Genomic DNA, 26,001 nt, shown 5'->3' with positions numbered 1-26,001 from the left:
TTCCCCAGCCTGCGCCTGTTCCCCAGCCCATGCCCGTGCCCGCACAGGCGCCGGCCTACGACCCGCGCACGGTCGGGCAAGCCACCTCTCCGACGATGGTCAACGCGGCCGCCGTGCCCCGGGTGCATATCGACGGCAAGGCGGCCGGCGAGATCAAGCGGCAGGTCAACAACCAGCTCCTGGCCGAGGCCAAGTCCAACCCCAACTTGGTGGGCCCGGCCCGTGAGCAGCGAGCCCGTGCCCTGATCAATGAGCGGGTCGCGGTATGGGGGGACGCCACCCGCGTCTCCGGTGCCGTCACGCAGGTTGACGAGCAGCAGATGGCCGCGTTGGTCTTCGACATGCTCTTCCGCGCCGGCCGGCTCCAGCGCTACCTGGACGACGATCAGGTCGAGGACATCTGGATCAACGGCCACGACAGGGTCTTCCTCAAGTACAGCGGCGATGGCGAGTCCGTCGCGGTCGACCCGGTGGCCGACTCCGAGGAGGAGCTCCAGGAACTCGTCCGTGACCTGATCCGCAACAGCGGCCAGAGCGGCCGCACGTTCTCCACTGCCAGCCCGGACGTCGCGCTGCGCTTGCCGGACGGCTCCCGTCTCCAGGCCCTCCACCCGGAAATCACGGGCGAGCGTACCTTCGTCACGATCCGCCGTCACCGCTTGCAAGACGCCTCCCTGGACGACCTCGTCAAGATCGGCGCCATGGACCCGGTGGTCGCGGCCCTGCTCGGGGCATGTGTCCGCGCCCGCCGCAATGTCATGGTCGTGGGGGAGCAGTCGAGCGGGAAGACCACCATGCTGCGTGCGCTGATGAAGCAGATCCCGCAGCACGAGCGGTTCGGCACCATCGAGACCGAGTTCGAACTGTGGGCCCACCAGAACGGCTACCACACCCAGGTAGTGCCGATGGAAGCTCGCGAATCCAACGGCGAGCGCGTTGACGGACGCTCGGTCGGCGAGATCACCCTGCTCGACCTGATGTACCGGGCCAAGCGCATGTCGCTCAAGCGGGTCGTGGTCGGCGAGGTCCGCGGGCCCGAGGTCACCGCGATGATGCAGGCACTCACCAGCGACCGGCCCGGCAGCATGTGCACGATGCACGCCAGCGAACCCCACGTCGTCTTCGACCGCATCGCCGAGCTGTACCTGCTCGCGCGCGGCAACTTCTCCGAGCAACTCGCCTACCGGCAGATCGCCAACGGCCTCCATTTCATCGTTTTCATGTCGGTCGACGAATCCGGCCCGGTCCCGCGCCGCATGGTCAGCCACGTGTGGGAGATCACCGGAATCGGGGAGAACGGCCGGCCCGCCTACAACGAGATCTTCAAGCCCGCTTCCGAGTGGGATCTGCGTGCGGTGCCCGCCGCGCCACTGTCCCCCCGGTCGCGGCGACGCCTCGAACTCGCAGGATTCTCCAGCCATCTGCTGGACCAGCCGGCCGCCTGGCAGGGGGTGGGCGCATGACGTCCGCGCTGTGGTGGACGCTGTGCGGCGCCCTGATCGCCGGCGGGCTGGTCGCCGCGATCACGGCCACCATCGGCACCACCGCTCCCGCCGGGCAGGGGCGCATCGCCCGCTGGCAGGCGCAGTGGTCGGGCGGACCGGACGCCCAAAAGCGCATCGCCCGCCGCCGGATGTTCGCCATCGCCGCCGTGGTCACCACGGCCGTGGTGTGGCTGGTCAGCGGAGTGTTCGTGGCTGCGCTCCTGCTCGGGGCGGCGGTGATCGGCGTGCCGTGGCTGGTGTCCCCGGCCGCCACGGTCAAGGGACGGATCGCCAAGCTGGAGGCGCTGGCCGACTGGACCCAGCGCCTGTCGGAGATCCTGCGCCTCGGGCTTGCCCTGGAGCAGGCCTTGACCACCAGCCGGAAGAACCCGCCCGCCGCGATCGAGGACGAAGTCGCCGAGCTCGCTGACAAGCTGAAGGCCGGCTGGCTGCCTATCGACGCGCTCAGAGACTTCGCGGACCGGCTCGACGACGTCACCGCCGACAAGGTGGTCGCCGCCCTGATGATGTGCGCGGTGGACCCGGGCCCGGGCCTGGCCGCGGACCTTGAGGACGTGTCCGCTTCCATCCGGGAAGAGGTCGTCCAGCGCCGCAAGATCGAGTCTGACCGGGCCAAGTCCCGCAGCGCCGTGCGGACCATGACGATCATCAGCCTGTGCCTGGTCCTGGGCGGGTTCCTCGTGCCCTACACCGCCCCCTACGGCACCCTGCTCGGCCAGCTCGTCCTCGCGCTCCTGGGCGCCGCGTTCGCCGGGGTGCTGTGGTGGACCCGCCGCCTGGCCAGCCACCGCCCGGTGCCCCGCTTTTTGATCACCGACCCGCGCAGCCGGGTCAAGCAACCCGAGCCGGCTTTCGAGGAGTTCGTCGGATGAGCATGACCGCGCTGGTTGTCTGCGGCGGCCTTGCGGGGGCCGGCGTGGCGCTGGTGGTGCGCGAGCTGGTGCCCTCCGCTCCCAAACTCGGCCCCACACTGCGCCGCCTGGACCCGCCCGCTCCGCGCCCGGGAGACCGCTCGCAGCGGCCGAACCCTTCCACGGCGTGGGCCGGACGTCTGGCGGAGCGACTGCCCGGCACCATGCCGCGCACCGACCTTGACCTGCTGGGCCAGACGGTAGAGCAGTTCGTCGTCAACAAAGTGGCCCTCGCCCTGCTCGGCCTGCTCGCCCCCGTCGCCCTCGTGGTGGGCTGGACGCTGATGGGTCTGTCCGTGCCGCTGCTCATCCCCACCGGCCTGGGCGTCGTCTTCGCCGTGGTGCTGTGGTTCGTGCCCGACTGGTGGGCCGTCAGCGAAGCGGCCAAGGCCCGCACCGAGTTCGCCTACGGAGCAGCCGCCTGGATGCGCCTGGTCGCCACTCGCATGGCCTCCGGCAAGGCAGCCGACCAGGCACTGGAGGACGCCGCCCGCATCGGCCGCGGCTGGGCCTTCGTCCGCATCCAGGACGCCCTTCTGCGCGCCCGCACGGAGAAGTCCTCGCCCTGGGAGGCCCTGGACGACCTGGGCACCCAGCTCAACCTGACCGTTCTGAATGACGTCGCCGACATCATGCGCCTGTCGGCTGACGACGGCGCCAGCGTTTACGACACCCTCCGCAACCGCGCCAAGAGCCTGACCAACGAGCTGCTCACGCAGGAAGCCTCCAAGGCCAACGCCGACAGCGAGAAGCTGCACATCCCCGCGGCCCTCCTCGCCGTGATCGTCATGATCGCGCTCGCCTTCCCGGCGATCTTGAATGTCTTCTCCATCTGACCACCGCGCACCGACCCGGCGCGCACCCCGAAACTCCCAAGGGGGGACCCTCATGAAGAACCCGCTGGTGAAGGCCCACACGGCCGCGACTCTGCACACTGCTGCACTTCTGGCCCGCCTGGAGGAGGCCAAGGAGGAGATCAAGGAGCGCGGCGACCGCGGCGACGGCCCGGTCCCGACCGTCATCATCGTCGTCGCCATGATCGTGGGCGCCCTGCTCATCGCCGGCGGCCTGGCAGCTCTGTACGCCAAGGCTAACGACAAGCTCGGCAGCGTCAACCTCGGCGGCTGACCACCACACCCATGAACAGAGTGCTGCCGCGCCACGAACACGACCGGGGCTCCTCCCCGGTCCAGGTGGCCATCATCTTCCCGTTCGTCATCCTGCTGATGCTCGCAGCCGTGCAGGGCTTCCTGTGGGCGTACGCCCGCAACGTCGCCCTCACTGCTGCCCGGGAAGGCGTATCGGCCGGCCGGATGTACGAGGCGGGCCCGTCGGACGGTGCCACCAAGGCGCAGGCCGCAGTGGACGCCCTGGGCGGCAACATCCTCACCGGCCCGCACATCTCCACCGACGGCAGCACCCCACAGCGCATCCGTATCCGCGTCCAGGGACAGGCCATCTCCCTGATCCCCGGCATGTCCGGGTGGAACGTCAGCGCCACCGTGTCCGGGCCGGTCGAACGCTGGACCACCGCCGCCCAGGGAGGCCGCTGATGCGCACGCTCCTCACCGGCCCCGACCGAGACCGCGGCGACATCGCCATCGAGGCGGTCATCGTCATGCCCCTCCTGCTCGCGCTCGCCCTCGTGTTCATCGCCGGCGCGCGGCTGTCCATAGCCGGACAGAAGACCGACGCCGCCGCCCAGGCAGCAGCCCGCGCCGCCTCACTCGAACGCAACCCCGGCGCAGGACAGGCCGCCGCCCAGCAGGCGGCCGCGGACTCGCTCACCTCCCAGAACCAGAGCTGCTCCGCCACCAGCGTCAGCGCCAACACCAGCGGGCTCGCCGCACCGATCGGACAGATCTCCTCCGTCACCGTGCGCGTCTCCTGCACCGTCCCCCTCGGCGACCTGTTCTTCCTCGACGGCGGCCCCGGAGTACGCACCGTGACCAGTTCCTTCACCTCGGTCGTTGACGCCTTTAGGACACGCGGATGACCAGCACACAGCGCACCCCACGGCGGAACTGGGGCGACGACCGCGGCGGCATCTCCATCTTCGTCGCCATCATCGCCGTACCCCTGCTCTTCGTCGGCGGCCTGTTCGCTGTCGACAGCTTCGGCGTCACCCGCGCCCACGAACGCGCCGACGGCATCGCCACCGAAGCCGCCCGCGCAGCAGCCCAGGCCATCGACCCCGCCAAGGCCATCACCGGCCAGGCGGTCGTTGCCGACCCCCAGGATGCCGCCGCAGCCGCCCGCACCTACCTCAACAAGGCCGGCGTCACCGGCACCGTGACCGTCAGCGGCGACGGCCACCGGATCACCGTGCAGGTCACCGACACCTACACCGGACGCTTCGTCCCCAAGACGTGGACCGTCCACGCCACCAGTTCCGCCTCACTGCTGCACGGGATCACCCAACCCGAGAAGGACTGAACACCGGATGCCCACCACCCGATCCCGCTCCACCGCGTCCGCCGGACCACGCCCGCTGCGCGTCCTGCGCGCCCTGGCATCTGCCCTCGTCCTGTGCGCCCTGGTGGCCGGCCTGCCCTGGCTGCTTCTCGCGGCCACCACGGCGGTCTGGGACTCGGGCGTCGACGCCTTCACCCACCTGCTCACCCGCCAGGACACCGGCAGCGCCTTCATGCTGGCCCTCTGCCTCGTCGGATGGGCCGCCTGGGCCACTTTCATGCTGTCCCTCGTGCTGGAGATCCCCGCCCAGCTCCGCGGCCGCAGCGCCCCGAGCCTGCCTGGCCTCGGCGTCAGCCAACGCGCCGCCGCCATCCTGGTCGGCGGCATCATGCTGCTGTTCACCACCGGCACCCTCGCCTCCGCCGCCCCGGCCTCCGCCAGCGTCACCGCCTCGGCCGGCCACGTCCCCGGCACCCCGACCCAGGCCACCGTCCAGACGCCGGCCCAGCAGACGCCCCCCGCCCAGCAGACCACCGGCACTGACCAGACGCAGCGGACCTACACCGTCCGCGACACCCGTCCCGCGGAGAGCCTGTGGAGCATCGCCGAGAAGCTCTACGGCCACGGCGAGCTCTACACGAAGATCGCTGACGCCAACGAGGGCCACACCATGGCCGACGGCACGATCTTCCACGCCAACGCCCCGATCCAGCCGGGATGGATCCTGCGCCTGCCCGACGAACCGACCACCGGGCCCACCGCTCAGACCACCCACACCCACCCGGCCGACTCCGCCACCACCTCCTACACCGTGCGTACCGGCGACAACCTCTGGGACATCGCCGAGAACCAGCTGGGCGACGGCAGCAAGTACACGCAGATCTTCGAGGAGAACCGCGGCGCTCCACAGCCCGGCGGTACCACCCTCACCGACCCGGACGAGATCCGCCCGGGCCTGAAACTCGACATCCCCCACGCGAGTGCCCCCTCCGCCCCGGCGCCCGCCGACCCGGACCACCACGGCTCCAAGCCACCGGCCAGCGGCGCGGGCCAGCACGAGCACTCCTCCGACCACGCTGATCACGACGGGAAGACGGACACGCCCGCACCGGCCTCCAGCGCGGGCACGCATACCGCCGACCCCGGCCCGAGTGCCAAGCCCGAGCACGACCGAGGCGCGACCGCGCCGGCGGTGCCCGCCCCCTCCAGCACCCCCACGGCCACGCCCACGGCTCCTTCAGCCTCGCCTTCGGCCTCCGCCCAGCAACAGGAACCGGCCCCGACGGCCTCCTCCTCAGCACCTTCCAAGACCACCGAGACCCCGCCCTCGCCCACGGCCGAACCCGCCGACGGTGGAAGCGACAGTCCGGTCATCGGCGTACGGGAAGGAGCCGGAATCGGGATGCTGCTCGCGGGCTGCCTGCTCGTCACCGTGAGCGTCAAACGCCTGCTCCAGCGCCGCCGTCGGCGCCCCGGCGAGACGATCGCCATCGCGGATGAACCCACCAGCGTCGAGAAGGCGTTGGACGCGAGCGCCGAGCCGGCCAGCGTCGACCTGCTCGACGGCGCCCTGCGAGCCCTGGCCCGCCAGGCCGAGCAGCAGGGCCGCCCTTTGCCCGCGATCCGCGGTGCCCGCGTCACCGCTCACACCGTCGAACTCCTCCTCGCCACCGACACCGGCGATCAAGCCCTGGCCCCCTTCACCGCAGCCGGCGCCGGACGATGGACGCTCGCCACCCGCGACTTCCTCGACGACGAGACGCTTCCCAGCCTGCTGGCCCCCTGTCCCGGCCTGGTCACCCTCGGCACCGACCTCGACGGCAACCACCTGCTGCTGAACCTGCCTGCCGTGCGCGTCCTGCTGCTCGACGGAGACGACGACGCTGTGCGTGACACCGCCCGCGTCATCGCGCTGGAGGCCGCCACCAGCACCTGGAGCGACCACGCGGAGATCCTCACCATCGGCCTGGGTGACGAACTGCCCGCCCTCCTGCCCCAAGGCCGCCTACGCGTCGTCCCCCACCTGGGCGCCGCCCAGAGCGACCTCGGCGAACTCCTCCTCGAACACCACCAGCGCGACGAGGACGAGGACATGCCCCCGCTGCCCTGGCTCCTGATCTGCGCCGCCCAGGCACGCGAAACCGACGCCCACCAGCTCGCCGACGCGCTCGCCATGGCCCACAACGTTCCCGTCGCCCTGGTGCTCCCGGCCAAGGACGCCAACGGCGCCTTTCCCGACGCCGTACGCCTGACCGTCGGGACCGACACCCCCCAGCACCTCGACGTCCTGGACAGCGATCTGATCACCCAGTCCCTGACCGAAGAGGAGTACCGCGAGTTCCTCGACGTACTCCACACAGCACAGGAACCGGCCCGCCCCGCCGAGGGACCCTGGACCCTCGTGCCGCCCGTCTCGCTGGACAAGCCCGAGACGCCCATGGTCGCCTTCGCCGGACCGACCGCCGTACCCGACACTCCCTTCGTCGCACTGGCCGGAGCCGGCGAGGCGCGACCGGCCGACGACTCCGTCCGCGTCCTGACCGCCGTGCCAGCCCAGGCCTCCGACAGCGACGGCGTCGCGGAACCCGCTCCTTCCGCCTCCGACGAGCCCGCCACGGCCGTCACCGAGGAGGAACCCGCGGATGCCGTCGACCTGCACACACCGGAGATCAAGGTCCTCGGACCGGTCACCGTCACCGGCATCGAAGCCTCCGGCCACGGCTTCAAACTCGCCCTGCTCGCCGCCCTGCTGTACTTCAAGCCCGGCACCAGCAGCGACGCCGTGCGCGAGGCCATGGACCCGCGCAAACCCTGGTCGAAACCCACGGTCCAGGCCCGCATCAGCGAGCTGCGCAACCGCCTCGGCCACGACGCCGACAGCAACCTCTACCTCCCACGCGACCGCAGCGGCATCTACCGCCTCTCACCCAAGGTCCGCTGCGACTGGACCACCTTCCAGCAGCGCGCGGAACGCGGCCTCGCCAAAGGCCCCACCGCCGGCATCGCCGACCTCGAAGCGGCCCTCGGCATGGTCCGCGGGCGGCCCTTCGCGGACACCGAACCCATGTGGGCGGCCGCTCGCATCCAGGAGATGCTCGTACGCATCACCGACGTCGCCCACACCCTGGCCACCTGGCACCGCGGTGCCCCCCGGCCCGACCTCGACGCCGCCCGCCGCGCGATCTGCATCGGCCTCGACGTCGACGACAGCGCCGAACTCCTCTACCAGGACTGGATGCTGATCGAAGACCAGGCCGGCAACCGCGACGGCGTCACCAGCGCCTACAACACCCTCCTCGCCGTCAACAAGGGCTTGGCTGTCAGCATGGAACCCGAAACGGAACGCATCTTCGACTCGATCATGAGCCGGAGCGCGTGACCGGGACGACACCGCCATGACCCGCTCCTACAACGAGACGTACCGCACCCTGCTCGCACTGGCGGTGGCCCTGGACACTCGACGGCGCCTGGAAGACGGCGCCGTCGAAGCCCATGCCACCGCCGCGATGCACGCCGTACGCTTCGCCGCGGCCATCCTTCAGCCACTCGTGCCCGGCACGGCGCCGCTCTATGACCGCAGCCTCGACCGGCTCCTCGGACTGGCTGGCGCCTGGACGGACGCTGCCTTGGAAGGAGGTGACTTTGTCCGGGAAGCCCCGCCCCTGACTCTGAGGAACCGACGAAATGCGGTTCGTGAGGTGACGGAATACCTGGGCAAGTCAGCCAGCCCGCCGGCCGCCGCGTGTTCGTCGGCGTTCACGTCGCACTGGGTTCCCAGATTGGGAACACCGGATCTGCTCGGGGATCTTGGGCTGTTCCTGGAAGGTGAACTCGGTGGCCAGCGCCAGGGCCCGGCGGGCCTCCTCGGTGGTGGTGGAGGGCTGATTGCGCTGCCGAGCGTGGCGGTGGACGGCTCGGACGAAGCTCTCCACCCACCCGGTGAACCGCGCGCGCTCGGCCGGGGTGTCACGGTCGTCGATGGTTTCGATGATCTCGCCGAGCCAGTACGTTGCCCAGTTGTCGAGGGCGATGCCGTCCCGGTGCTCCAGGAGCAGTCGGCCGATCCGTCGGGCGATGGGGAAACGGCGTTCCTGCACGAGCATCAGGGCCCGCTCGGCCCGCTGTTCGGCGGCTGCGCGCTGCTCGTGCTCGCGGGCGATCTCGGGACTGCGACGCTCGCCCGGGTCTCGGACCTGCTCGGCCATTAGTCGGCGAGCCTTCTGGTAGGCGCCCTGTTTGGAGGTCACGCACAGCGCTTCGGTGAAGTGATCCCACGGCACGCCGACGCCCCGGCCGTCCTCGATCGCCTTCAGCTGTCCGGCATCGGCCTGCTCGCGCAGGTACTGCCACAGCTTCGCGCGCAGCACCGCGGCCTCACCCACCACGTTCACCAGGCTGTCCTTCGGCTGCTTCAGCTTGCTGGCCCACGTCTGCGCGTGCTCCAGCACGAGAAACAGTTCCTCCGAGGCCGGGAACCGCTCGAACGCCGGATCCCCGCCCAGCTCGTGCAGCTCCCGCAGTCGGTTGACGATTGGACCGGTCTTGATCTCCCCGAGGCGGATCGGCGGGCGCTTCGATCGGGGTGCCTCGGCGCCCTTCGCGGTCTTCCTCGTCACGCTCGAAGTCTTCGCCACCAGCCGGTTCCCAATCTGGGAACCGGCCACGACCACCCGTACCGACGACATCGGCGTACGGCGATTTACCGGGAATCTCTACACCTCTACGCGTGATCTTCACCTGGCGGCAGTCGCGTTTCAGCAGGTCAGCGCATTCCGTCGGTTGTCCACTCTCATCAAGGGAGAGATGAACGGCGCGTGAACCGGGTCGGCTCGGCGGTATTCCCGGCACGAGCTCCTCTGCGCCTTGCCATGCGTTCCAAGACCAGGTACCTCAACGGCACGTATTAAGGTCAGCCCGGTGGGAAACCAGCTGATCACCGGTGCCGCTGCCCTGTGGGGCGGGGGCACCGGCCTGCTCATACCAAGGGCCGCCTACCGGCTCTCCGTTACGCCCGACGAGCCGTGGCGCGCAGTGTGTCCCGCCGGGCATCCGATCGCCGGCCCTGCCCGGGGATGGATCGGACGCGCCCAGTGCCCCGACGGAACCTCCTACGGTCCGAACGCCCCGCTCTTGGCCATGATCACCGCACTCACCTGTGCCGCCCTCGCATTCACGAGCGGCAACCGGCCCGAACTCGCCGTCTGGCTCCTGCTCGTACCGGTCGCCGTCCTCCTCGCCGCCGTCGACCTCGCCATGCACCGGCTGCCGGACATCCTGACGCTGCCGCTCGCCGCGACCGCACTGGCCCTGCTCGGCGCGGCCTCAGCACTCCCGCACACGGGCGGCCGCTGGACCACCGCCGTGCTCGGCTCCCTCGCCCTGGCCGCCTGCCACTTCGCAATCTTCCTGCTACCCAGCGGCATCGGCTTCGGCGACGTGAAACTCAGCCTCGCCCTTGGCGCCATCCTGGGCTGGTACGGCTGGGCAATCCTCCTCATCGGCACCTTCGCCGGATACCTGCTCGGCGCGGTGTACGGCGCCATCCTTCTCATCACGCGCCGGGCCGGCCGACAGACCACCATCCCCTTCGGCCCATTCCTCCTCGGCGGCGCGCTCCTGGGGCTGCTTACAGGCTCCGCTTTCCGGTGAACAAGCACCTTGTGTGCCAAGGGCCTGTCAGATAGTTCCACCGACCACGCCAGAGATGAGCGCCGCGAAGGCATCCGCGCCGACATAGAAGCGAGGGCCGTCTGCGACCTTGGAGTCCCGGACGGCGACCGAAGCTGCGACCACGGCGACTTCGACGCAGCCGCCGGATCCGGAGCTCGCTGAGGACTTGAACCAGGGCAGTTCGCGCGGGTGTTGGTCAGAGTTGCCCATGGGAGAATTCCCTTTCCAACGCCAAGAATGGGCGACCAGGGTTGCACGGCATCTGCGCACGACAAAGGGGCTGCCCCGATTGGGGCAGCCCCTTGCACGCTCGTTTCAGACAGCCCCGGCGACCAGCCCGGCGACGAGCGCGGTGAAGGCGTGTGTGTCTACGACCAGGTGCGGGCCCGCATGCACCTTGGAGTCCCGCACAGCCATCCGACCCTGCGGCGCGTACGCGACTTCGACGCAGGCACCTTGCTCGGAGCTATACGAGCTCTTCCACCAGGCCAAGGTGCTGGCGCCGTGCGCGCTCTGGGTGGGATGGTTCATGATCATTTCTCCTCTGCGGCTAGAGATCTCACGAGCGCCGCGGACTCCTCGGGATCGAGCGCACCCGCCCGGAGGCGGTCGAAGGTGTCGGCAAGGACGCGGACTTGTTTGTCCTTCTCCAGGAAGGCGTTCCCACCGGGCGAATCCACGTAGCCGATCCGTGGGTCGGCAGGGCCGAATTCCAGCAAGCTGAACGAACCGCGCAGGCCAGGGTGCACGTCCTTGGGGCGGTAGACCTGCACAGTGACGTTCGTGCGCGCAGTCCACTCGACGAGAGCGCTGAGCTGGGCCCGCATGACGTCGGCGCCTCCCAACGGCCGATGCAACACCGACTCGTCGATCACGGCCCAGAGGTCGAGGGGGTCCTTCTCCTGCGTGAGGCGGGTTTGGCGCTGCATACGTGCCTTGACGAGCCGGTCAACCTCGTCAGATGAGAGGCGGGGCAGCGACGAGACGACCGCTCGCGCGTAGTCCGCGGTCTGTAGAAGGCCAGGCACGAAACCGAGTTCCCAGCATTGCAGGGCGCGGGCGTCGTACTCCAGCCCGACGTAAACCCCCAGACCGCTCGGCAAGACCTCTTCGTACTCGGCCTGTTCCCACCAGCCGACTTCGGCGGCCGTCTTGTGCAGGGTAAGGATCGCCGTCCGTTCCTCGTCGTCGGTGACGCCGTACAGATCGAGCAGGCTGCGCATCTCCATTTGCTTGGCCAAGCCCTGGCCCCGCTCCAGACGAGAGATCTTCGAAGTGGAGCACTCCAGGTGGTTGGCTGCCGCGAGCTGGTCGAGGCCTGCGCGCTCGCGCAGTCGTCGCAGTTCGCTGCCCAGGCGCCGCCGTCGCACGGTGGGCCCGTTCGGATCGCTCACCCCTCGCCCTCCCCGCCTGCGTTGTCGTCGTGGGTTTGCCCGGTGCAAGTGTGCCTCATCGTGTGGACGACCGTCAGTCACGCCCCATCACCCTTCTCGGAGGTCCCACGTCAGGGGACGATTTCTCAGCTGGGCTTGCCTCATGGGATTGAATGGAGGATTCTAAGTGGGCTTGCACTACGCAATGTAGCGCTGCGATGTCACTGGGTTGATCGAAAGGGGCGGAGCTTTGTCCACGAACCGGCCCGCGGCCGCCGACCTACACGCGTGCGCTTTCGACCCGTTGTCGATGACGGCAGCCATGACCGCACAGCTCGCATCCGGCCTTCAGAGCGATGCGCCCGCCGTCGTCTGGGGAGAGCTGCCTGTACCGCCTCTTGGCGAGACCTCCAGCAACAGCGCGAGCGTCGTGCTCTACACGTGCGCGTTCAACTCGCAGATAGCGAACCGTGCGCTGGCGGTCCTCCACGACTTCGCCGCCCAGAGGGGCTGGACCGTCGCGCACGAACTGTACGACCTGGCCCCGCTCGACACCCCGCGCCAACATCGCACCGGCTGGCACACCGTCGAACACGAGTTGACCAGCGGCGCCGCGACGGGAGTCGTAGCCCCCGCCGAGCAGGAGATCGCCTGGTACCCCGGGGACCGCATCGCCTTACGGGCCTGGCTGCTGGGCATCCCGGCGTTCGCCGTGTATCCGCAGGCCGGAGTCTGCCTGCGCACACCCGACACGGCAGGGGCCGGCGCGCTGCCTTCCGGTGCCAGCGCGTCCGTCGACCGCCAGCTGTCCCGCTCGTATCGACTCAACCCGGCCAGCCTGCGCCAGGTGAGGACGGACGCCATCACCCATCTCACCGTCCTGGGCTGGCCGGGGAACATCCTGACGGCGGTCCGCGTCCTCGCGATTCTCACGGCCAATGCCGTCGTCCACGCCACGCCCGGCCGCAGGACCGACGCGCAGATGACCGTGGTCCTGGCGGTGACGGAGGGCGACGAACTACGCATCGACGTTCAGGACCCGTCTCCCGGGTTCCGCGACAGTGCCGCGGCGCTCAACGGTGAGAAGGGGCGCGGCCTGTTGGAGGCGCGCCTGCTTGGGGCGGAGGCGACCTGGAGCTTGGCCGGGGACGGGCGCAGCAAGACGGTCCGAGCCCGCATGGTGCCGGGGGAGGTGCCCGCATGACCAGCCCTCTCGGCCTCGCCGACGCCGCTCTCGTGTACCCCGTGCACCTCGTGCACCACCCGGTCCTCATGGCGCGGCTATCGAACGAAGAAGGCCGACGCTTCGCCGAGTTGTGCAGGAGGGCGTCATGAGGCTTCAGCCCGTTCCGGCCGACGAGCTCGACGAGTCGTGGTTGAGGTGGAGGCCTGGGGAGCCCCGGTTCCGTCCGACCTCTGGCGGCAGGTTGACTGCCTTACGACGCAGCGTCTTTGAAGACGCTCTAGCCGCCATCAAACCTGGGCGGCCCGTCAAGGTGACCACCTACGTCTGCGCGGGCCTGGGAGTGGACACCGACGGCACGCACGCCTTCCTGGCGGAGCATGCGCGCGACCGTGGGTGGGTCATCGATCGAGAGCGGTTCACCGACGAACCAACGGGCGGCCCGGCCTCCGCCCGTCCTCAGTTCAACCTTGCGGTCCGCCGTGCCGGGTCGGGCTTCGTCGACGGCGTCCTCGCGATGGGCCGCGACGCCATGCCCAGCACTGACGAGGCGTACGAGGCGTACCTGCACTGGCTGCGCCGCCACTACGCCTTCATCGCCTTCCTCCAGCCGACCACAGGGAGAACTCAGTGGCGCCAGAACCCCGGCAACGTCACCAACGACCACGGAGGGCACCGCCCATGACCTCACCGAAGCCGCCGCTGCGGACCCGGATCACCGGAGCGGTCATCACGATCGCGCTGGCCAGCCTCGTGGCCCTCGCCTTCGGCATCGCGCTGGTCCACACGCTTCGGAGCCACTGGGGCTAGGCGCACACCGTGACCTTCCGCTGTCGCCGAACCGGTGCTCACGCACCGCGAGGTCCGATTCTGACGCTCGCTCGCCAATACCCCTCACAGAGGAGGTCGTGCCATGCGCACAAGCGCACGCCGACGACCTGGATTCACCCCCATGCACCCGCAGACCCCGCTCGTTGCTTCAAGCTCGCGCACCGCGAAAGGGCGCTCAGTGAGTGACGCCATGCTCAGGAACCGTCATCGCCGTGCCATTCGGGTGCTGGAGGCGGACGACGGCACGCCGGTGGTCACCGAGGTGCTGCCGCGTGCGCCCAGCTCCGTGCCGAAGGCCCGCCAGCTCGTGAGGGAGGCTCTGGCGGTCTGGGAGCTGACGCATCTCACGGACGCGGCCGAGCTGATCATCTCCGAGCTGAGCACCAACGCCGTTCAGCACACTCGGTACCCGGTGTTCCGCGTGAAGGTGCAGCGCGGCCACGACGGCCGCGTACGACTGGCTGTGATCGACAAGAGCACCGCTGAGCCGGCGCTACGCCCCATGGACGACGAGGCTGAAGAGGGCCGGGGGCTGGCTCTGGTTGCCACAGTCGCCCACGAGTGGGGGACTGACGCTCTGGGATGGGGCAAGCGCGTCTGGGCCGACCTGGAAGCGGCGGAGTCTTCAGAGCAGAGCCAGCCGCACTGGCGGCCCGGTGAGGTGCGTATATGGCATACCCACCGTGCCCAGGCTCTCTATCTCCTGGTCCTCCTGGCCGTGATGGGTGCGCTCGTGATCCTCATCGTGCACGGCCACCAGACGGAAGGGGGCATCCGGTGAGCACCCGTACGGTGATGTACGCGCCGGCGCTTCCGGGGCCGCGCTCTGCTCCTGCTCAGGAGTTGACGGCCGCCGCCGTGGGGCCCGTGCCCTACAACTGGCTGGAGCCCACCGGGCGCCGGGACCGCGTTCTGACTGCATGGGGCCGCGGGCAGTTGGCCGAAGTCCCCGTGGGCCTGTCCTTCGACGTCCTCCTCGTGCCCAGTGCCCTGGCCCGGGACGTCCTCGACCGTGTGCGAGCGGCGCGAATCCAGCCCGGCCCAGTCATCCTCGGACCGTCCGGCGCCGAGGTCATCATCCGTCTGGGCTCCGCACCCGCCTGGTGTGCGCCGGACTCCCTGCTCCTGCGGCGCGGCGCCCTGCTTCTCCTGCCGCCTCCAACCGTCCGTGCACCAAAGATGATGGCCGCCCGCGGCTGGCTCATACCGCCGGCGCAACGGGCGGCGAGCACCCCGCCGGGGGACGGGTTGCCCTGCGGCGATGACCTCCTCCGGCCGTACCTCGCGGCGGTCCAGGCCGCTGCGGACGCTGCCCGTCTCGCGGACCCAGGGAGCCCCCGTGCTGGTCGCGTGGACCGTTGACGAGTGCTGGCGCTGCGATGCGCCGGGCGTGCCCGTGACGTGGGTGGGCCCCGTCCAGTGGGACGGCGAGCACGCCCCGGTCCGGCTGTGCGAGCCATGCCTGACCGCGATAGAGCGCAAGGCCCAGGCCCACTTCGCGCGCCGTACGTTCCAGCCCTCCGGCGCCCTGGTCACCCTGCGCCATCACGAACCGCCCACTGACCCCATCATCCTGATGAGGAGCCCGATGGAACCGTCTTCGCCTTCGCGTGTTCAGTACGTGTCGATCGTTCTCACCGGCCTCGGAATCCGGGCGCACGCTGATGGCCGGACCGGCCGGGAGGCGTGGCGGATCATGCGCCGTCGGCACCCGCGCCTCACCTGCGCCGTCACCACCGCCTACGCGCTGGTGGTAGGTCTCGCCGTCACGGTGGTGGCCCGCCTGGTGACCTGAACTGCCCGAGACATCAGACCCGGCCTGAGGGCCAGGAGCCCTGGCTGGCCGGGCGCGTAGACGGGCGGCAGTCACCGGGACTCCCCTTCCCTCGCTCGTGCCCCGGGCGACTCTGCGCCGTGCAACGACGACGAATTCTGCGAATACAGCCTGTCGGCCATCGCTCGCCTCGCGGAGGAGCCGGCAGCGCACTCCGTACACACTGACTCATCCCGTTCCCCGGGCTCACCGGATGTCCACAGGGGACGGCCATGAACACCGCTTTCGGGCCGCACACCCATGACGGGCCGGCCATCGGGAAGCGGGCAGGACCCCGGCGCCGACGCGAAAAAGGCCAGCGCCGGGTGCAAGACCCGGAAGACGACGTGTCCTCCGGGCGGACCCGACTATCAGCGAAGGGAGGGGAGGTACATGTCCAAGGCACAGGAAGCCGCGCAGTCGACCGTGGTCGTCGCTGACTCGGCCGACATCGAGGACCTGGTGGACAGCTCGGCCGTTGTGCGGTCCGAGGACGTCGAGCAGGACGAGTGCTACACCTTCTGATCCAGGTTCGAAGGGCGTCCGGCCGCTGCGGTGGCCGGACGCCCGCCTCTCATGCGCGTCCCATTCTGGAGATCACGTGATCCACGTCTTCACCGGGCCCACGCTGAGCCCGGACGAACCAGCCCTGAAGAAACCGGACTTACGGCTGCGGCCACAGATCCGCCATGGCGACCTGTTCGATCCGCAGATCATGACCGGTGACACGGTCGTCATCATCGACGGCGTCTACCACCATGCGCCGGCCGTCCGGCACAAGGAGATCATCTGGACGCTCGCCCGGGGCGTCCGCGTCATCGGCGCGGCCAGCATCGGCGCCCTTCGGGCGGCCGAACTGGCCGACTGCGGCATGATCGGCATCGGCTCCGTCTGGCACGACTACACCACGGGTCAGCTCGACGGCGACGACGAGGTGGCCGTCGCCCAGTTGGCCGGCGGTGACCCGCGGGCCTGCACATGGCCGTTGGTCCGGGTGCGCCAGGTCCTCAGCCGCGCCCTCCGCAAGCGCGTCGTCGACACCGCCCAGGCCGACCGGCTGGTCGGATCTCTCGCCGAGGTGTACTACGCGCACCGGTCGCTGGATGCGGTCATGCAGGTCAGCCGACGCGAGAACCTGCCCGGTCTCGCCGACTGGCTCACGCGCGAGCTGGCCGCCGACGTGCACTTCGGTGACGTGAAGCGGCAGGACGCCCTCGACGCCCTCGACCTGGCGTGCGAGATGGCCAAGACCCCGGCCGAACCGGTCGAGGGCCTGACATGGTCGACGCGCTGCTTCCGGCAGTGGGCCAACTCCTTCGCCGCGCTCGACACAGAACACGGCCCGCTCCGCACGCTGGAGCGGGTGACCTTCCAGCAGATCTTCGACCCGCGGTTCCAGCAGGTGTGGTGGGAGTACCTCATCAGCCTCGGCACGACCGACCTGCCCTCGACCGTCGCCTGCGCAGTGATCAACCCCCGCGTGGACCTGTCCGACGAACAGACCGCCGCCCGGCTGCTGATCCGAGAGACGCCAGCCGATCGCACCGACGTCGCCCGGTACTCGGCCGTCAACGACCAGGCCCGCGAGGCAAACCGCGGCTTTTTCCCGGAGGCGATCAAGGAGAGCGTGGTGCGCGACATGCTGGCCGCAGTGTGGGGCACGGGCCCGGACGGGGTGGAAGAGGAGGCGTGGGTGCGCGGCCTGCACGGCGCCCGTGAAGCCGTCGACGCGGCGCGGCCGTTCGTCCTCGGCTTTCTCAAGGATCAGGAGGCGGCCCGTCGATGACCTCGATCACCCTGACTGGCACCGTCCGCGTCCGCGCCCCCGAGGACACCTGGGACGCGCTGAAGCCGCAGATCGCACGGCTTGGCATCAGCCGCGTCGCACGGCTCACGGGTCTCGACCACCTCGGCATCCCCGTGTGGACAGCCGTACGGCCCGATGCCCACACGCTGGTCACCTCCCAGGGCAAGGGCGCCACCGACACTCTCGCCAAGATCTCCGCAGTCCTGGAATCCGCCGAACTCTGGCACGCCGAGCAGCCGTTGAATGCGGACATTCGCGCGACACACCGCGACCTGGACCTGCCATACCCGATGCACGCGCTGCCCGTGAAGATCGACCACCCCTCGCTCGCGGACATCCCACTGGACTGGGTCACCGGCCATGGGCTGGTCACCGGAGAACCGGTACTCATCCCGGCCGACGTCGTACGACGCAGGGCCCACCCCAGCACGGCGGAACCGGAAGTCTTCCATGTCACCAGCAACGGACTGGCCTGCGGCAACACGCTGCCCGAGGCCACACTGCACGCGCTGTTGGAGACAGTCGAGCGCGATGTGCTGCACGACGACTACGTCAGCGGCAGCCGGTTCAGGACGCTCGTTGAACCGGCCACCGTGACCGACCCGTACTGCCGTGACCTGATCGGGCGATTCCTCGGTGCCGGGATGTGGCTGGAGATCGCGTGGGTCGACAACGCCTACGGCGTGCCGGTGTGCGCCGCCTACATCTGGTCGGAGGACTATCCGGTCGTCTTCGCCGGGTCCGGCTGCCACTTCGCCCCACAGATTGCGCTGTCCCGCGCACTCACCGAGGCCGCGCAGTCCCGGCTGACGTGTATCGCCGGCACCCGTGACGATCTCGACATCTACGAGAACGCCTTCGACGCCGACCCCGAGCGTCCCGCACCGGCGGACCTCCCGGTCGGCGACTGGAACAACCTGATCCACCACCTGGAACAGGACGACGACCTAGGCCTGAACCTGGCCGCCATCGCCGCCGACGTCGCCGCCACCATCGGGCACGAGCCGATCGCCTTCCCGCTGCACAACTCGCCCGCGTACGCGGCCGTCAAGGTCGTCAGTCCTGGTCTGGAGATGCGCATCATCCGTTCCATCCCGCGTCCCGGGAGCCGCCGTGGCTAGCCCGGACTTCACCGAGCGGGAGCAGCGGCTCGCCGCCGTGTACGACAAACTGCACGCGGCCCGAGAAACCGCCACCATCGTCAGCGACCTGTACGCCCAGGCCATGGGCGACACCTACCCGCACGAGATCAACGCGGCCGGCGTAGTCGACTGGCCACTGATCGGAACGATCGTCGGCGCCCTGCGCCTGGAACCCGGACACCAGCTTGTAGACCTCGGCTGCGGCACGGGAGGCATCGGCCTGTGGCTGGCCCGCGCACTCGCCACGCACGTGACCGGCATCGACATATCCGCCACAGCCGTGCGTATCGCCACCGGCCGCGCTCGGGGGTTCCTCCCCGCAGGGCGCGCCAGGTTCACGGTGGGCTCGCTCCGCGCGACCGGCCTCCCGGACCGGCACGCCAATGGCCTGGTATGCGTCGATGCGCTGGGCTTCGAACTCGACCGGACGGCCGCGCTGCGCGAGATCTACCGCATCCTGCGGCCCGGTGCCCGGGCCGTCGTCACTTCCGGCCGCCGACGCACGCACCCGGTACTGCCGCCGTGGCCCGAGCAGGCCGCCTACGCCGGTCTGATCTGTGAATCGGAGGAGGAACGCCCTCACGAGCCGCTGCTGTGGCAGCGCCTCTACTGGCTGTGGATCGAGCACGAGACCGACCTGCGCAAGCAGCTCGGCGACGAGCCGACCGACAGCATGCTCATCGAGGCCCGCACGCGCGGCGCCACGCTCGATGACCGCTGCTCACTCACCGTTACATTGAAGCGCCCCGAGGAGTGAACCTCCCCGTGACCAGGACGCAGCGCCCGCTCTACGGGCCGACCTGCAAGGAGATCCATCGCATGTCCCGTCGTGTCGCCGTCTACGGAGCCGGCTCCTGGGGAACCGCGTTCTCCCTCGTCCTCGCCGACGCCGGATGCGAGGTCACGCTCTGGGGCCGGCGCCCCGCCCTGACCGAGACGATCAATGAGACCCGCAGCAATCCCGATTACCTGCCGGAGGTGAAGCTGCCGGTAAGCGTGACGGCCACGTCCGACCCGGCCGAAGCCGCGTGCGGCGCCGACATCGTCGTCCTCGCGGTCTCCGCCCAGAGCGCCCGCCCGCTGCTGGAAACCTGGCAGGCGCTGTGGGAGCCGCGCACCGTGTTCGTGTCGCTGATGAAGGGCATCGAACTGGGCACCAGCAGGACGATGAGCGAGGTCATCGCCGAGACGACGGGCGCGGGGCCCGAGCGGATCGCCGTAGTGTCCGGGCCCAACCTCGCCGGGGAGATTGTCGCCCGGAATCCGGCCGCGAGTGTCGCCGCCTGCACCAACGAGGACACAGCCGCGCTGGTCCAGGCCGCCTGCCACACCCCGTATTTCCGGCCGTACACGAATACCGACGTGATCGGCTGCGAGCTCGGCGGCGCCATCAAGAACGTCGTCGCCCTGGCTGTCGGCGTCACTGACGGCATGGGGCTCGGCGACAACGCTAAGGCGGCGCTGATGACCCGGGGACTTGCCGAGGCGACCCGGCTCGGTGTCGCGATGGGTGCCGACCCGCTCACCCTCTCCGGGCTGGCCGGCATGGGCGACCTGGTTGCCACCTGCTCGTCGAGGCTGTCGCGGAACCACACCTTCGGCGCCCACCTCGGCCGGGGCCTAAGCGTCCAAGAGGCCCAAGCGCAGACCAAGCAGACCGCCGAAGGCGTCGCTTCCTGCAAAGCCATTAGCGGTCTCGGACAGCGCTATGGAGTCGAGCTGCCCATCGCCGACACCGTGGTCGACATCATCCACAACGGCCAAGACCCCAAGAACGCCGTGCGGGAGCTGATGGCCCGCGCTACCAAGCGCGAAACTCCTTACCGCTGACCCGTTATCGGTTGCCGAAGATGCGCCGCAGCACGCTGCGCAGGCCTCCTTGCCGAGGCGCGGTCACCGGCGGAGTCTGAGCAGTTGGCACGCGCGGTGGGTACTGGGGAGGCGGCGGCACCACTGGCCCGGCTGGCGGCCGGGCGGGCGGTTCGGGCTTGAGGCCGCGCGGGGCAAGAGGCTGCGGTGCAGCGGTGGCCTGCGGCGGTGTGGGCGGCGTCGGCCTGGACTCGGAAGCGGCTGCGGTGGCGACATTGTCCGGACTCGGCGAGGCGGGGGGTGGAACGACGGCCTCGGGTTCAGTGGAGGGCTGCTTGGGCGGTTTCGGCTCGGGCAGGTGGCCGACGGCATGGTCGTTGTCGGCAACGGGCTCAGGCGCGGCAGCGTTCGTGGGCCGGGTCGGAGGTTGGGTTGGACCGGGGAGTGGCACGGCCGGTGGTGGTGGAGCGTGCCGGGCAGCGTAGAGCTCCCGGGCGTCGGCGTGGCGCCGTCGCCAGCGTGCCTTTTGGACGTCGGCTAGGCGTTGCATGAGGTCGCGGGATTCAGAGAGGTCAAAGGTGGCCTTGGTGGCTCCGATGAGGTTGAGGGAGGTGGCTACCAGGCCCCACCGGGTGGCGGCCGGGTCGGGGATGGGGTGGCTGATACGCCAGTCGCGCCGCCAGTTCTTGGTCCGGCGCCAGTCGGTGAAGTTCCAGTCCTCGCTGTCGCCTGATGCGTGACAGGTCTCTTGGCACGCCTGGTGGGTGAAATCGTGGACGCCGTAAGGGATGAGGACTTGCTGGCCGTCGAGGAAGTACACCCCGCCGCCGGCGGCGATGACAGCGAGCTGCTGCTCGGTGGGGGCGATGGTGAGGTGGTGGTCCTTCTCACCGCCGCGGGGTTTGACTTCCAGGCGCCCGCACTTAGCGAACTGCATCGGGTCCTTGGCAAGGAACCACACGTGGTTGGCGCCTTGGCCGTAGCGGGCCCGGACCGCACGGGTGCGCTGCTGGATCTGCTCGGGGCCGGGCAGGGTGCGGGGGCGTTCGATGACGACGGTCTCGCCGGGGCCGCACGCGACGATGGCTGGTGGCATCCAGCTCGTGGGTGCACTCGTGCCGCCGGGCGCGTCGGTGTCGTCGCCGTCGGGTTGCTCGATGGTGACCGTGACGCCGGGCCAGGCCCGGATGATCTGGTCGCGCAGGTCGATGACGACCTTGAGGTCCTGGTCGATCTGGCGACGCCGCTCCGGGGCGGCGGGGCATTCCTGGGTGTTCTGATGCCGGAAGTGTGGTTGCTGCTTCGCGGTGGGCTTCACCGCGCGCAGGATCAGGTCCTGGTGACAGGCCTCGCACCGATAACGGCCCTGCACCCTCCCTGAGTCGTCGTACACGCCGCGGGCCAGCCCGGATTCCAAACCAGCCGTCGGACCGGGCAGTTCGATGATCCGGCGGGTCTTGCGGTCCAGGGCGGTGTCACTCATGGCATGTGATCATGCCTGTACGGTGCGTGTCCCGACAGTCCCTTTCCGTCCACGACCGAGCGCTGCCGTCCCCAGGGGACGGCCAAGCAGCAGTTCGGTACCGCGCCACAGCCGCAACCACTCGGCCAGCATCCTGGCAGCTGTGGGCGACGTCGCCGCGTAGGGGAGACTGGCCCAGTGCCCTGGGGGCGGCGCCCAGCCGATGCGCCCGCCCCCAGGGCCCCTACATGGAGTCGTTCCCTCGTCCCCTGAAGTCGTTGATCAGGTTGTGAACGATCACGTAATTCCGTGATCGTCGACAGGTCATGGAGATGCCCACGGTTGCGGCACCGGGCGTCGCCGACAGGGCCGAGGCCCTGGCAGACACCGCGTCGCACTGCACGACGCCGCCAGCACTCCGGGAGGCTGCGCCGATGCAGCCGAGGACGCCATCGAGGCGATCGAGACCACGCTGCTTGCCCCGGCCACCGCCCACTCCGTCGCCGCCACCGCGGCGCGCACTCTGCGCCAGGGCCTGGCCCAGCTCCGATAGGAACTCGGCCTTCCGCCGCGCGATGAGCAGGCCGCCCCCGCCGCCGAGGACCAGGAGGTCATTGCTCCGCCGGTCCCGGTCCGGCGGGGACGCGTCCGCCGTGGCCTCGGCCCCGGGTACAAGGGCGTGCGGATTCCGCCGTGCCGCGTCGGGGCGGTAGGCGGTAGCGTCGAGACCAGAGCAAGGAGGAGGTCACCGTGACCGCACAGCCCGACCACCCGGCCGACCAGCCCGGCTTCAGGCCGCCCATGGGCACGCTCGCCGAGCTGCGCGAGGCCCTGTCGACGTGGGGCTTCCCCGGCGACCGGCATGCTTTCGAGGAGGAGTTGGACGCCCTCGACCTCGACGACCTCACTGCCGTCCGCGAACTCACCCAGGCGTACCGGCACCGGGTCTTGCTCCGCTACGACGCCCAGGGCATGGCCGCACTCGCCCGGACGACCGCCGACGTCGACGCCGAGCTGCGGCAGAAGATCACGGAGGCCGGCCTCCGGTGACTCACGCCTTCTACTCCGACGCGGCGGCGAAGGTCTGCCAGGAGCTGAGCCGGTCCGAGCAGCTGGCCGTCGAGTCCGTCCGCCGAGCACTCGAAGAAGACCCCAAGCAGGGGCGCCGCCTCCCGGACGCCGACCCGCGCAGCGAGTCGCGCGTCGTCGAGCTGCTGCCCGAGCAGACCGGCGGCTGCGGGATCAGCGTGGTGTACCGATACTCCCAGGATCTCGACGCCGCCCTGATCCTTTGGCTGATCGCCGGTCCCTGACGTCGCGCTCATGTCGGGCGCGAGCGTCCTTTGCTTGCTGCTGGGGCGGCTCACGTCGTAGCTCGTACATGCGCTCGCGGTGGCGGAACAAGTCCCGCAGCACGTCTCGCCGGTGCTCGGACTCTTGCGGGAGTAGGGCGGGGAGGCTGGCGATCGCTGCACACAGCATGGAGCACAGCAAGACCACCCACCAGGGGGCTCCGGCGTAGGCGAGGCCGCCGGCGGCGGAGGCGCCGCCGATCGCACCGGTCGCCGGGAGCAGGAACCGGGGAGCGTGCCGTCGAGTCGTCGGAGGCTTCTTTGCCACCCGCGTTGCAGGCATGACACTTCCTTGTCTTGGGTGTGGCGGAGCCACGTGTGGATGAACGAACGGTCGAACCCTGGGCCGCGGAGGTGTTAGCTCCGCAAGCCCTGGTCTGTCCGGGGGCGCCGCCCGGACAGGGAGGAGAGTGCACCGCGGTTCGTGCCGATGCGAGATCTCGCGAATTTCGGCAGTGGCCCGCTGGCGTGCTCCCAGCTTCTACCGCTCGCGGCGTTCATTCACGTGTTCTGACCTGCGAGTTTGTGAGCCCTGGCCCTTGAATGGGGCGCGCGGTCCCGCTATGGGAGCGTGTTTTCGCGAGTGCTTGAACCGGCCTCGCGCTTCTGCTAGGAGCAAGCCAACCCCTGTCATACACGGAGGCGGGCAAAGCCGCGCAAGCCGCGGATCGAAGTCCTCCAGCGAGTCGAACGCCCGCGGCCAGACCGTCCTACCAACGCAACCGTGGCTCTCCCCGCCCCCCAACTCCCGAGACAGTCCGCTGCGTAGCTCCACCGGTTCGGGGCCTCCGCCCGACACTGGAGGCTCCGAACTGACCCCCAAGAGGCCCCGCCCGCGCTACGGTGCGCCCTGCGAGATCGCCCTTGCGTCCCCGGCAGTCACCCGTGCCGGTGATCGTCCGCGAGCTGGCCCGGACGCGGCCCGCCGCGCCGCAGGCACCGCGCGGATTCTGCAAAGGAGAGACGTTGTCGCGATTGACCCTCGTCGAGCTGAGTGCTCTTCCCCGTAAGCCGCATGGCTGCCCCCCGGAGGTGGAACGGAGTTGGGCCCGGCTGGTGGCCACCCACAAGTCCGTGGCCGGGCTGTTCACCACGCTCAACGAGCTTCGGGCCGCGCAGGATGACATGCGCGGAGCCGTGTCCGAGACCCACCGCGACCAGGCCCGCGCTGCCATCGTCTTTACCGCAGCCGGCATCGATGCCTGCCTGCGCACGCTCTTGCGCGACGCCCTGCCCACCCTGTTGTCAACCGCCGGTGACGCACACGGCGCCTTCGTCGCCCACTTCATGGCCAACCGCCTCGCCGGCGAGATGACCAACGCCACGAAGAAGGCCGTCGTCGACATCGACCCGCGCTCCGCCCTGATCGACCTCTACGTCCAGGACCTGACCGGCTCCAGTATCCAGGGCGGCGCCGACCTGATCCGCTGCCGCAACGCCCTCGGCCTAAAGAGCGACCCGGACCTGAATGACGCGATACTCAAGGGCCATCAGCCGTTTTTCAACGCCCGGCACGAGGTCGTCCACGAGCTGGACCTGATCGATCCTTCCGGTCGCGGTAGCCGCAGCCGCCGACTCCCGCATCCCGGAGCGCTCATCGGCCAGCAGCGACCGGATCGACTGCGCCAGCCCCTGCCCGCCGTCCGCGGTGCCCGCCCGCATCGGCTGCGCCTCCGCCGGTGACCATGCCCGTCCCGACTTCACCGCTGGCCAGATGGCTGGGCCGCGTTGTCTAGATCGCCCTTTCCGGGATCCGTCGACTGGTGCTGCCGTCGGTGACTACCTGGCTGGCGCAGGCGGCTCGACCCGAGCCTGACGCTCCCCGCCCCACTGCTGTTCTACTGACGGTAGAGTGGACGCATGGGAGAGAAGGACACCAGCATCAAGACGACCAGGGACGTCCGCGACCGCCTGAGGATCCTGGCCAGCGAACGCGGCACCACCATGAACGACCTGCTGGCGGAGCTGGTGGCGCGCGAGCTGACCGAGGAGGAGAAGGAGCAGCGCGCGCAGCAGGCCCTTGAGGAAATCAGGCAGACGACCGGAGTGACCGTTTCTGACAGCGCGCGGACCAGGGCTCGTGCCTTCCTGCAGAGCCTCGGACAGGAGCACCACGCCGCGTGATCCGAGTCCTGCTCGACCACACCTGTATCAAGGCGCTCGCCGAAGGCGACGAATTCCTCAACGGCCTGTACGTCGAGGCCAGCTACGGATACGCCGAGATCGTGATTCCCGCCCTGTCCGCCACGGTCGCCGAGCGTGAACGCCCCGGCGCCGGCCAGCACATCCTGCAGCGCCGCTTCACCACGGCCGCCGACTTCACCCCAGCACACGCCCTGGTGGCCGGCGCATGGCGCCAGTCGGACTGGCGCGTGCTGCATCCCGCAGCCGCGGTGATCGTCGCACGGCAGGCGGGGGAGGACGCCACCCTGCTGTCCCTGGACCCCGACTTGTACGCGGGTACCGGGGTCAGCCCGCTGAACCCGATGGGCTCATGACGGGCTGGAATCTCGCGCGGATCAGCGAGGGCCAGACGGTGTTGCACTGTGAGGTTCGCGAGGGGTTTGCCAAGGTCAACGACCGTTTCGATGCCCTTGAGGCGAAGATGATCAGAATCAGGCGCAGACTATGGATGTCCCGTGCCACTGGATCTTGACCGTTTGCCATCGGACTTTGACGGACGCGAGTTTGTGTCATCGGAGTTTGATCACCGCAGGTCAGCGACTCA

The 26,001-nt window shown here is 69.7% G+C and carries 30 protein-coding genes; 25 read left to right on the top strand and 5 right to left on the bottom strand.

What is annotated here, in order from left to right:
* The first annotated feature begins 29 nt into the window (after nucleotides 1-29).
* From ACH4UM_RS37840 to ACH4UM_RS37805, 8 genes are read left to right on the top strand one after another with little or no spacing between them, the layout of a single operon-like run.
* Nucleotides 30-1,463, top strand: coding sequence for a CpaF family protein (locus ACH4UM_RS37840; RefSeq protein ID WP_398189954.1), 1,434 nt, complete (start codon nucleotides 30-32; stop codon nucleotides 1,461-1,463).
* Nucleotides 1,460-2,377, top strand: a complete 918-nt coding sequence (locus tag ACH4UM_RS37835; RefSeq protein ID WP_398189953.1) for a type II secretion system F family protein — start codon at nucleotides 1,460-1,462, stop codon at nucleotides 2,375-2,377. The genes ACH4UM_RS37840 and ACH4UM_RS37835 overlap by 4 nt, the downstream gene beginning before the upstream one ends.
* Nucleotides 2,378-2,379: 2 nt before the next feature.
* On the top strand, nucleotides 2,380-3,252 hold the full coding sequence (locus ACH4UM_RS37830; protein WP_398189950.1) for a type II secretion system F family protein: 873 nt from the start codon (nucleotides 2,380-2,382) through the stop codon (nucleotides 3,250-3,252).
* Nucleotides 3,253-3,304: 52 nt separating this feature from the next.
* Nucleotides 3,305-3,544 (top strand): hypothetical protein, encoded by a 240-nt coding sequence (locus ACH4UM_RS37825; protein WP_398189947.1) that lies wholly within the window; start codon nucleotides 3,305-3,307, stop codon nucleotides 3,542-3,544.
* Nucleotides 3,545-3,555: 11 nt separating this feature from the next.
* Nucleotides 3,556-3,969 carry a TadE family protein gene (locus ACH4UM_RS37820; RefSeq protein ID WP_398189944.1) on the top strand — a complete coding sequence of 138 codons (414 nt, stop codon included), beginning with the start codon at nucleotides 3,556-3,558 and terminating at the stop codon, nucleotides 3,967-3,969.
* Nucleotides 3,969-4,412 (top strand): TadE/TadG family type IV pilus assembly protein, encoded by a 444-nt coding sequence (locus tag ACH4UM_RS37815; RefSeq protein WP_398189941.1) that lies wholly within the window; start codon nucleotides 3,969-3,971, stop codon nucleotides 4,410-4,412. The genes ACH4UM_RS37820 and ACH4UM_RS37815 overlap by 1 nt, the downstream gene beginning before the upstream one ends.
* The gene (locus ACH4UM_RS37810; protein ID WP_398189938.1) at nucleotides 4,409-4,852 is read left to right on the top strand and encodes a pilus assembly protein TadG-related protein; all 444 of its coding nucleotides are present in this window, start codon (nucleotides 4,409-4,411) and stop codon (nucleotides 4,850-4,852) included. Before ACH4UM_RS37815 ends, ACH4UM_RS37810 begins: the two co-directional genes overlap by 4 nt.
* A 7-nt stretch (nucleotides 4,853-4,859) precedes the next feature.
* Nucleotides 4,860-8,210: a LysM peptidoglycan-binding domain-containing protein gene (locus ACH4UM_RS37805; RefSeq protein ID WP_398189934.1), complete on the top strand. Its 3,351-nt coding sequence runs from the start codon at nucleotides 4,860-4,862 to the stop codon at nucleotides 8,208-8,210.
* Nucleotides 8,211-8,550: 340 nt separating this feature from the next.
* On the opposite strand, the gene ACH4UM_RS37800 is transcribed toward ACH4UM_RS37805, so the two are convergent.
* Nucleotides 8,551-9,447, bottom strand: coding sequence for a hypothetical protein (locus ACH4UM_RS37800; protein WP_398189931.1), 897 nt, complete (start codon nucleotides 9,445-9,447; stop codon nucleotides 8,551-8,553).
* Between the two features lie 301 nt (nucleotides 9,448-9,748).
* Between ACH4UM_RS37800 and ACH4UM_RS37795 the strand changes: the two genes are divergently transcribed.
* Nucleotides 9,749-10,480, top strand: a complete 732-nt coding sequence (locus tag ACH4UM_RS37795; protein WP_398189928.1) for a prepilin peptidase — start codon at nucleotides 9,749-9,751, stop codon at nucleotides 10,478-10,480.
* Nucleotides 10,481-10,507: 27 nt separating this feature from the next.
* Here ACH4UM_RS37795 and ACH4UM_RS37790 read toward each other — a convergent pair whose 3' ends face one another.
* From ACH4UM_RS37790 to ACH4UM_RS37780, 3 genes are all read right to left on the bottom strand, one after another.
* Entirely contained in the window at nucleotides 10,508-10,711 is a 204-nt protein-coding gene (locus ACH4UM_RS37790) for a DUF397 domain-containing protein (protein WP_398189925.1), read from the bottom strand.
* 105 nt (nucleotides 10,712-10,816) lie between these two features.
* The gene (locus tag ACH4UM_RS37785; protein WP_398189923.1) at nucleotides 10,817-11,032 is read right to left on the bottom strand and encodes a DUF397 domain-containing protein; all 216 of its coding nucleotides are present in this window, start codon (nucleotides 11,030-11,032) and stop codon (nucleotides 10,817-10,819) included.
* A gap of 2 nt (nucleotides 11,033-11,034) precedes the next feature.
* Complete coding sequence (locus tag ACH4UM_RS37780; protein ID WP_398189920.1) at nucleotides 11,035-11,895, bottom strand: helix-turn-helix domain-containing protein; 861 nt, start codon at nucleotides 11,893-11,895, stop codon at nucleotides 11,035-11,037.
* A gap of 301 nt (nucleotides 11,896-12,196) precedes the next feature.
* Here ACH4UM_RS37780 and ACH4UM_RS37775 point away from each other — a divergent pair, with 301 nt between their 5' ends.
* The 11 genes from ACH4UM_RS37775 (at nucleotide 12,197) to ACH4UM_RS37725 (ending at nucleotide 20,480) form a co-directional block, all read left to right on the top strand.
* Nucleotides 12,197-13,078 (top strand): ATP-binding protein, encoded by an 882-nt coding sequence (locus ACH4UM_RS37775; protein WP_398189917.1) that lies wholly within the window; start codon nucleotides 12,197-12,199, stop codon nucleotides 13,076-13,078.
* Nucleotides 13,079-13,370: 292 nt separating this feature from the next.
* On the top strand, nucleotides 13,371-13,742 hold the full coding sequence (locus ACH4UM_RS37770; protein ID WP_398189914.1) for a recombinase family protein: 372 nt from the start codon (nucleotides 13,371-13,373) through the stop codon (nucleotides 13,740-13,742).
* Nucleotides 13,739-13,867: a hypothetical protein gene (locus ACH4UM_RS37765; protein WP_398189911.1), complete on the top strand. Its 129-nt coding sequence runs from the start codon at nucleotides 13,739-13,741 to the stop codon at nucleotides 13,865-13,867. Before ACH4UM_RS37770 ends, ACH4UM_RS37765 begins: the two co-directional genes overlap by 4 nt.
* 142 nt (nucleotides 13,868-14,009) lie before the next feature.
* On the top strand, nucleotides 14,010-14,669 hold the full coding sequence (locus ACH4UM_RS37760) for an ATP-binding protein (protein ID WP_398189908.1): 660 nt from the start codon (nucleotides 14,010-14,012) through the stop codon (nucleotides 14,667-14,669).
* Entirely contained in the window at nucleotides 14,666-15,250 is a 585-nt protein-coding gene (locus tag ACH4UM_RS37755) for a hypothetical protein (protein ID WP_398189906.1), read from the top strand. The genes ACH4UM_RS37760 and ACH4UM_RS37755 overlap by 4 nt, the downstream gene beginning before the upstream one ends.
* Nucleotides 15,228-15,683 (top strand): hypothetical protein, encoded by a 456-nt coding sequence (locus ACH4UM_RS37750; protein ID WP_398189903.1) that lies wholly within the window; start codon nucleotides 15,228-15,230, stop codon nucleotides 15,681-15,683. The genes ACH4UM_RS37755 and ACH4UM_RS37750 overlap by 23 nt, the downstream gene beginning before the upstream one ends.
* 411 nt (nucleotides 15,684-16,094) lie before the next feature.
* Complete coding sequence (locus ACH4UM_RS37745; RefSeq protein WP_398189900.1) at nucleotides 16,095-16,226, top strand: hypothetical protein; 132 nt, start codon at nucleotides 16,095-16,097, stop codon at nucleotides 16,224-16,226.
* 76 nt (nucleotides 16,227-16,302) lie between these two features.
* Nucleotides 16,303-17,487: a TfuA-like protein gene (locus ACH4UM_RS37740; RefSeq protein WP_398189897.1), complete on the top strand. Its 1,185-nt coding sequence runs from the start codon at nucleotides 16,303-16,305 to the stop codon at nucleotides 17,485-17,487.
* Nucleotides 17,484-18,629 carry a YcaO-like family protein gene (locus ACH4UM_RS37735; RefSeq protein ID WP_398189894.1) on the top strand — a complete coding sequence of 382 codons (1,146 nt, stop codon included), beginning with the start codon at nucleotides 17,484-17,486 and terminating at the stop codon, nucleotides 18,627-18,629. The genes ACH4UM_RS37740 and ACH4UM_RS37735 overlap by 4 nt, the downstream gene beginning before the upstream one ends.
* A complete protein-coding gene (locus ACH4UM_RS37730; RefSeq protein ID WP_398189891.1) occupies nucleotides 18,622-19,407 on the top strand; it encodes a class I SAM-dependent methyltransferase in 786 nt (261 codons plus the stop codon). Before ACH4UM_RS37735 ends, ACH4UM_RS37730 begins: the two co-directional genes overlap by 8 nt.
* 62 nt (nucleotides 19,408-19,469) lie before the next feature.
* Entirely contained in the window at nucleotides 19,470-20,480 is a 1,011-nt protein-coding gene (locus ACH4UM_RS37725) for an NAD(P)H-dependent glycerol-3-phosphate dehydrogenase (protein ID WP_398190076.1), read from the top strand.
* 4 nt (nucleotides 20,481-20,484) lie between these two features.
* Here the strand turns inward: ACH4UM_RS37725 and ACH4UM_RS37720 are convergent, their stop codons facing one another.
* Nucleotides 20,485-21,942, bottom strand: coding sequence for a hypothetical protein (locus tag ACH4UM_RS37720; protein WP_398189887.1), 1,458 nt, complete (start codon nucleotides 21,940-21,942; stop codon nucleotides 20,485-20,487).
* 729 nt (nucleotides 21,943-22,671) lie between these two features.
* Between ACH4UM_RS37720 and ACH4UM_RS37715 the strand changes: the two genes are divergently transcribed.
* From ACH4UM_RS37715 to ACH4UM_RS37695, 5 genes are all read left to right on the top strand, one after another.
* On the top strand, nucleotides 22,672-22,971 hold the full coding sequence (locus tag ACH4UM_RS37715) for a hypothetical protein (protein ID WP_398189884.1): 300 nt from the start codon (nucleotides 22,672-22,674) through the stop codon (nucleotides 22,969-22,971).
* Nucleotides 22,968-23,234 (top strand): hypothetical protein, encoded by a 267-nt coding sequence (locus ACH4UM_RS37710; protein WP_398189881.1) that lies wholly within the window; start codon nucleotides 22,968-22,970, stop codon nucleotides 23,232-23,234. The genes ACH4UM_RS37715 and ACH4UM_RS37710 overlap by 4 nt, the downstream gene beginning before the upstream one ends.
* Before the next feature lie 924 nt (nucleotides 23,235-24,158).
* The gene (locus ACH4UM_RS37705) at nucleotides 24,159-24,956 is read left to right on the top strand and encodes a hypothetical protein (RefSeq protein ID WP_398189879.1); all 798 of its coding nucleotides are present in this window, start codon (nucleotides 24,159-24,161) and stop codon (nucleotides 24,954-24,956) included.
* Between the two features lie 177 nt (nucleotides 24,957-25,133).
* A complete protein-coding gene (locus tag ACH4UM_RS37700; protein WP_398189876.1) occupies nucleotides 25,134-25,397 on the top strand; it encodes a hypothetical protein in 264 nt (87 codons plus the stop codon).
* On the top strand, nucleotides 25,394-25,771 hold the full coding sequence (locus ACH4UM_RS37695; protein ID WP_398189873.1) for a PIN domain-containing protein: 378 nt from the start codon (nucleotides 25,394-25,396) through the stop codon (nucleotides 25,769-25,771). The genes ACH4UM_RS37700 and ACH4UM_RS37695 overlap by 4 nt, the downstream gene beginning before the upstream one ends.
* The last annotated feature ends 230 nt before the right edge of the window (nucleotides 25,772-26,001 follow it).

The organism is Streptomyces sp. NPDC020801 (genome assembly GCF_044334385.1).
In the GTDB taxonomy this organism is placed as follows: Bacteria; Actinomycetota; Actinomycetes; order Streptomycetales; family Streptomycetaceae; genus Streptomyces.
The sequence above is the reverse complement of the archived record's forward strand: the minus strand, read 5'-3'. Positions and strand labels throughout refer to the sequence as shown.

Coding starts and splice junctions, on each gene's coding strand:
- ACH4UM_RS37825 (WP_398189947.1), top strand. CDS start 3,305: ATGAAGAACCCGCTGGTGAAGGCCCACACGGCCGCGACTCTGCACACT.
- ACH4UM_RS37810 (WP_398189938.1), top strand. CDS start 4,409: ATGACCAGCACACAGCGCACCCCACGGCGGAACTGGGGCGACGACCGC.
- ACH4UM_RS37720 (WP_398189887.1), bottom strand. CDS start 21,942: ATGAGTGACACCGCCCTGGACCGCAAGACCCGCCGGATCATCGAACTG.
- ACH4UM_RS37820 (WP_398189944.1), top strand. CDS start 3,556: ATGAACAGAGTGCTGCCGCGCCACGAACACGACCGGGGCTCCTCCCCG.
- ACH4UM_RS37830 (WP_398189950.1), top strand. CDS start 2,380: ATGACCGCGCTGGTTGTCTGCGGCGGCCTTGCGGGGGCCGGCGTGGCG.
- ACH4UM_RS37725 (WP_398190076.1), top strand. CDS start 19,470: ATGTCCCGTCGTGTCGCCGTCTACGGAGCCGGCTCCTGGGGAACCGCG.
- ACH4UM_RS37805 (WP_398189934.1), top strand. CDS start 4,860: ATGCCCACCACCCGATCCCGCTCCACCGCGTCCGCCGGACCACGCCCG.
- ACH4UM_RS37775 (WP_398189917.1), top strand. CDS start 12,197: ATGACCGCACAGCTCGCATCCGGCCTTCAGAGCGATGCGCCCGCCGTC.
- ACH4UM_RS37835 (WP_398189953.1), top strand. CDS start 1,460: ATGACGTCCGCGCTGTGGTGGACGCTGTGCGGCGCCCTGATCGCCGGC.
- ACH4UM_RS37785 (WP_398189923.1), bottom strand. CDS start 11,032: ATGAACCATCCCACCCAGAGCGCGCACGGCGCCAGCACCTTGGCCTGG.
- ACH4UM_RS37760 (WP_398189908.1), top strand. CDS start 14,010: ATGCACCCGCAGACCCCGCTCGTTGCTTCAAGCTCGCGCACCGCGAAA.
- ACH4UM_RS37765 (WP_398189911.1), top strand. CDS start 13,739: ATGACCTCACCGAAGCCGCCGCTGCGGACCCGGATCACCGGAGCGGTC.
- ACH4UM_RS37735 (WP_398189894.1), top strand. CDS start 17,484: ATGACCTCGATCACCCTGACTGGCACCGTCCGCGTCCGCGCCCCCGAG.
- ACH4UM_RS37815 (WP_398189941.1), top strand. CDS start 3,969: ATGCGCACGCTCCTCACCGGCCCCGACCGAGACCGCGGCGACATCGCC.
- ACH4UM_RS37790 (WP_398189925.1), bottom strand. CDS start 10,711: ATGGGCAACTCTGACCAACACCCGCGCGAACTGCCCTGGTTCAAGTCC.
- ACH4UM_RS37840 (WP_398189954.1), top strand. CDS start 30: ATGCCCGTGCCCGCACAGGCGCCGGCCTACGACCCGCGCACGGTCGGG.
- ACH4UM_RS37745 (WP_398189900.1), top strand. CDS start 16,095: ATGTCCAAGGCACAGGAAGCCGCGCAGTCGACCGTGGTCGTCGCTGAC.
- ACH4UM_RS37700 (WP_398189876.1), top strand. CDS start 25,134: ATGGGAGAGAAGGACACCAGCATCAAGACGACCAGGGACGTCCGCGAC.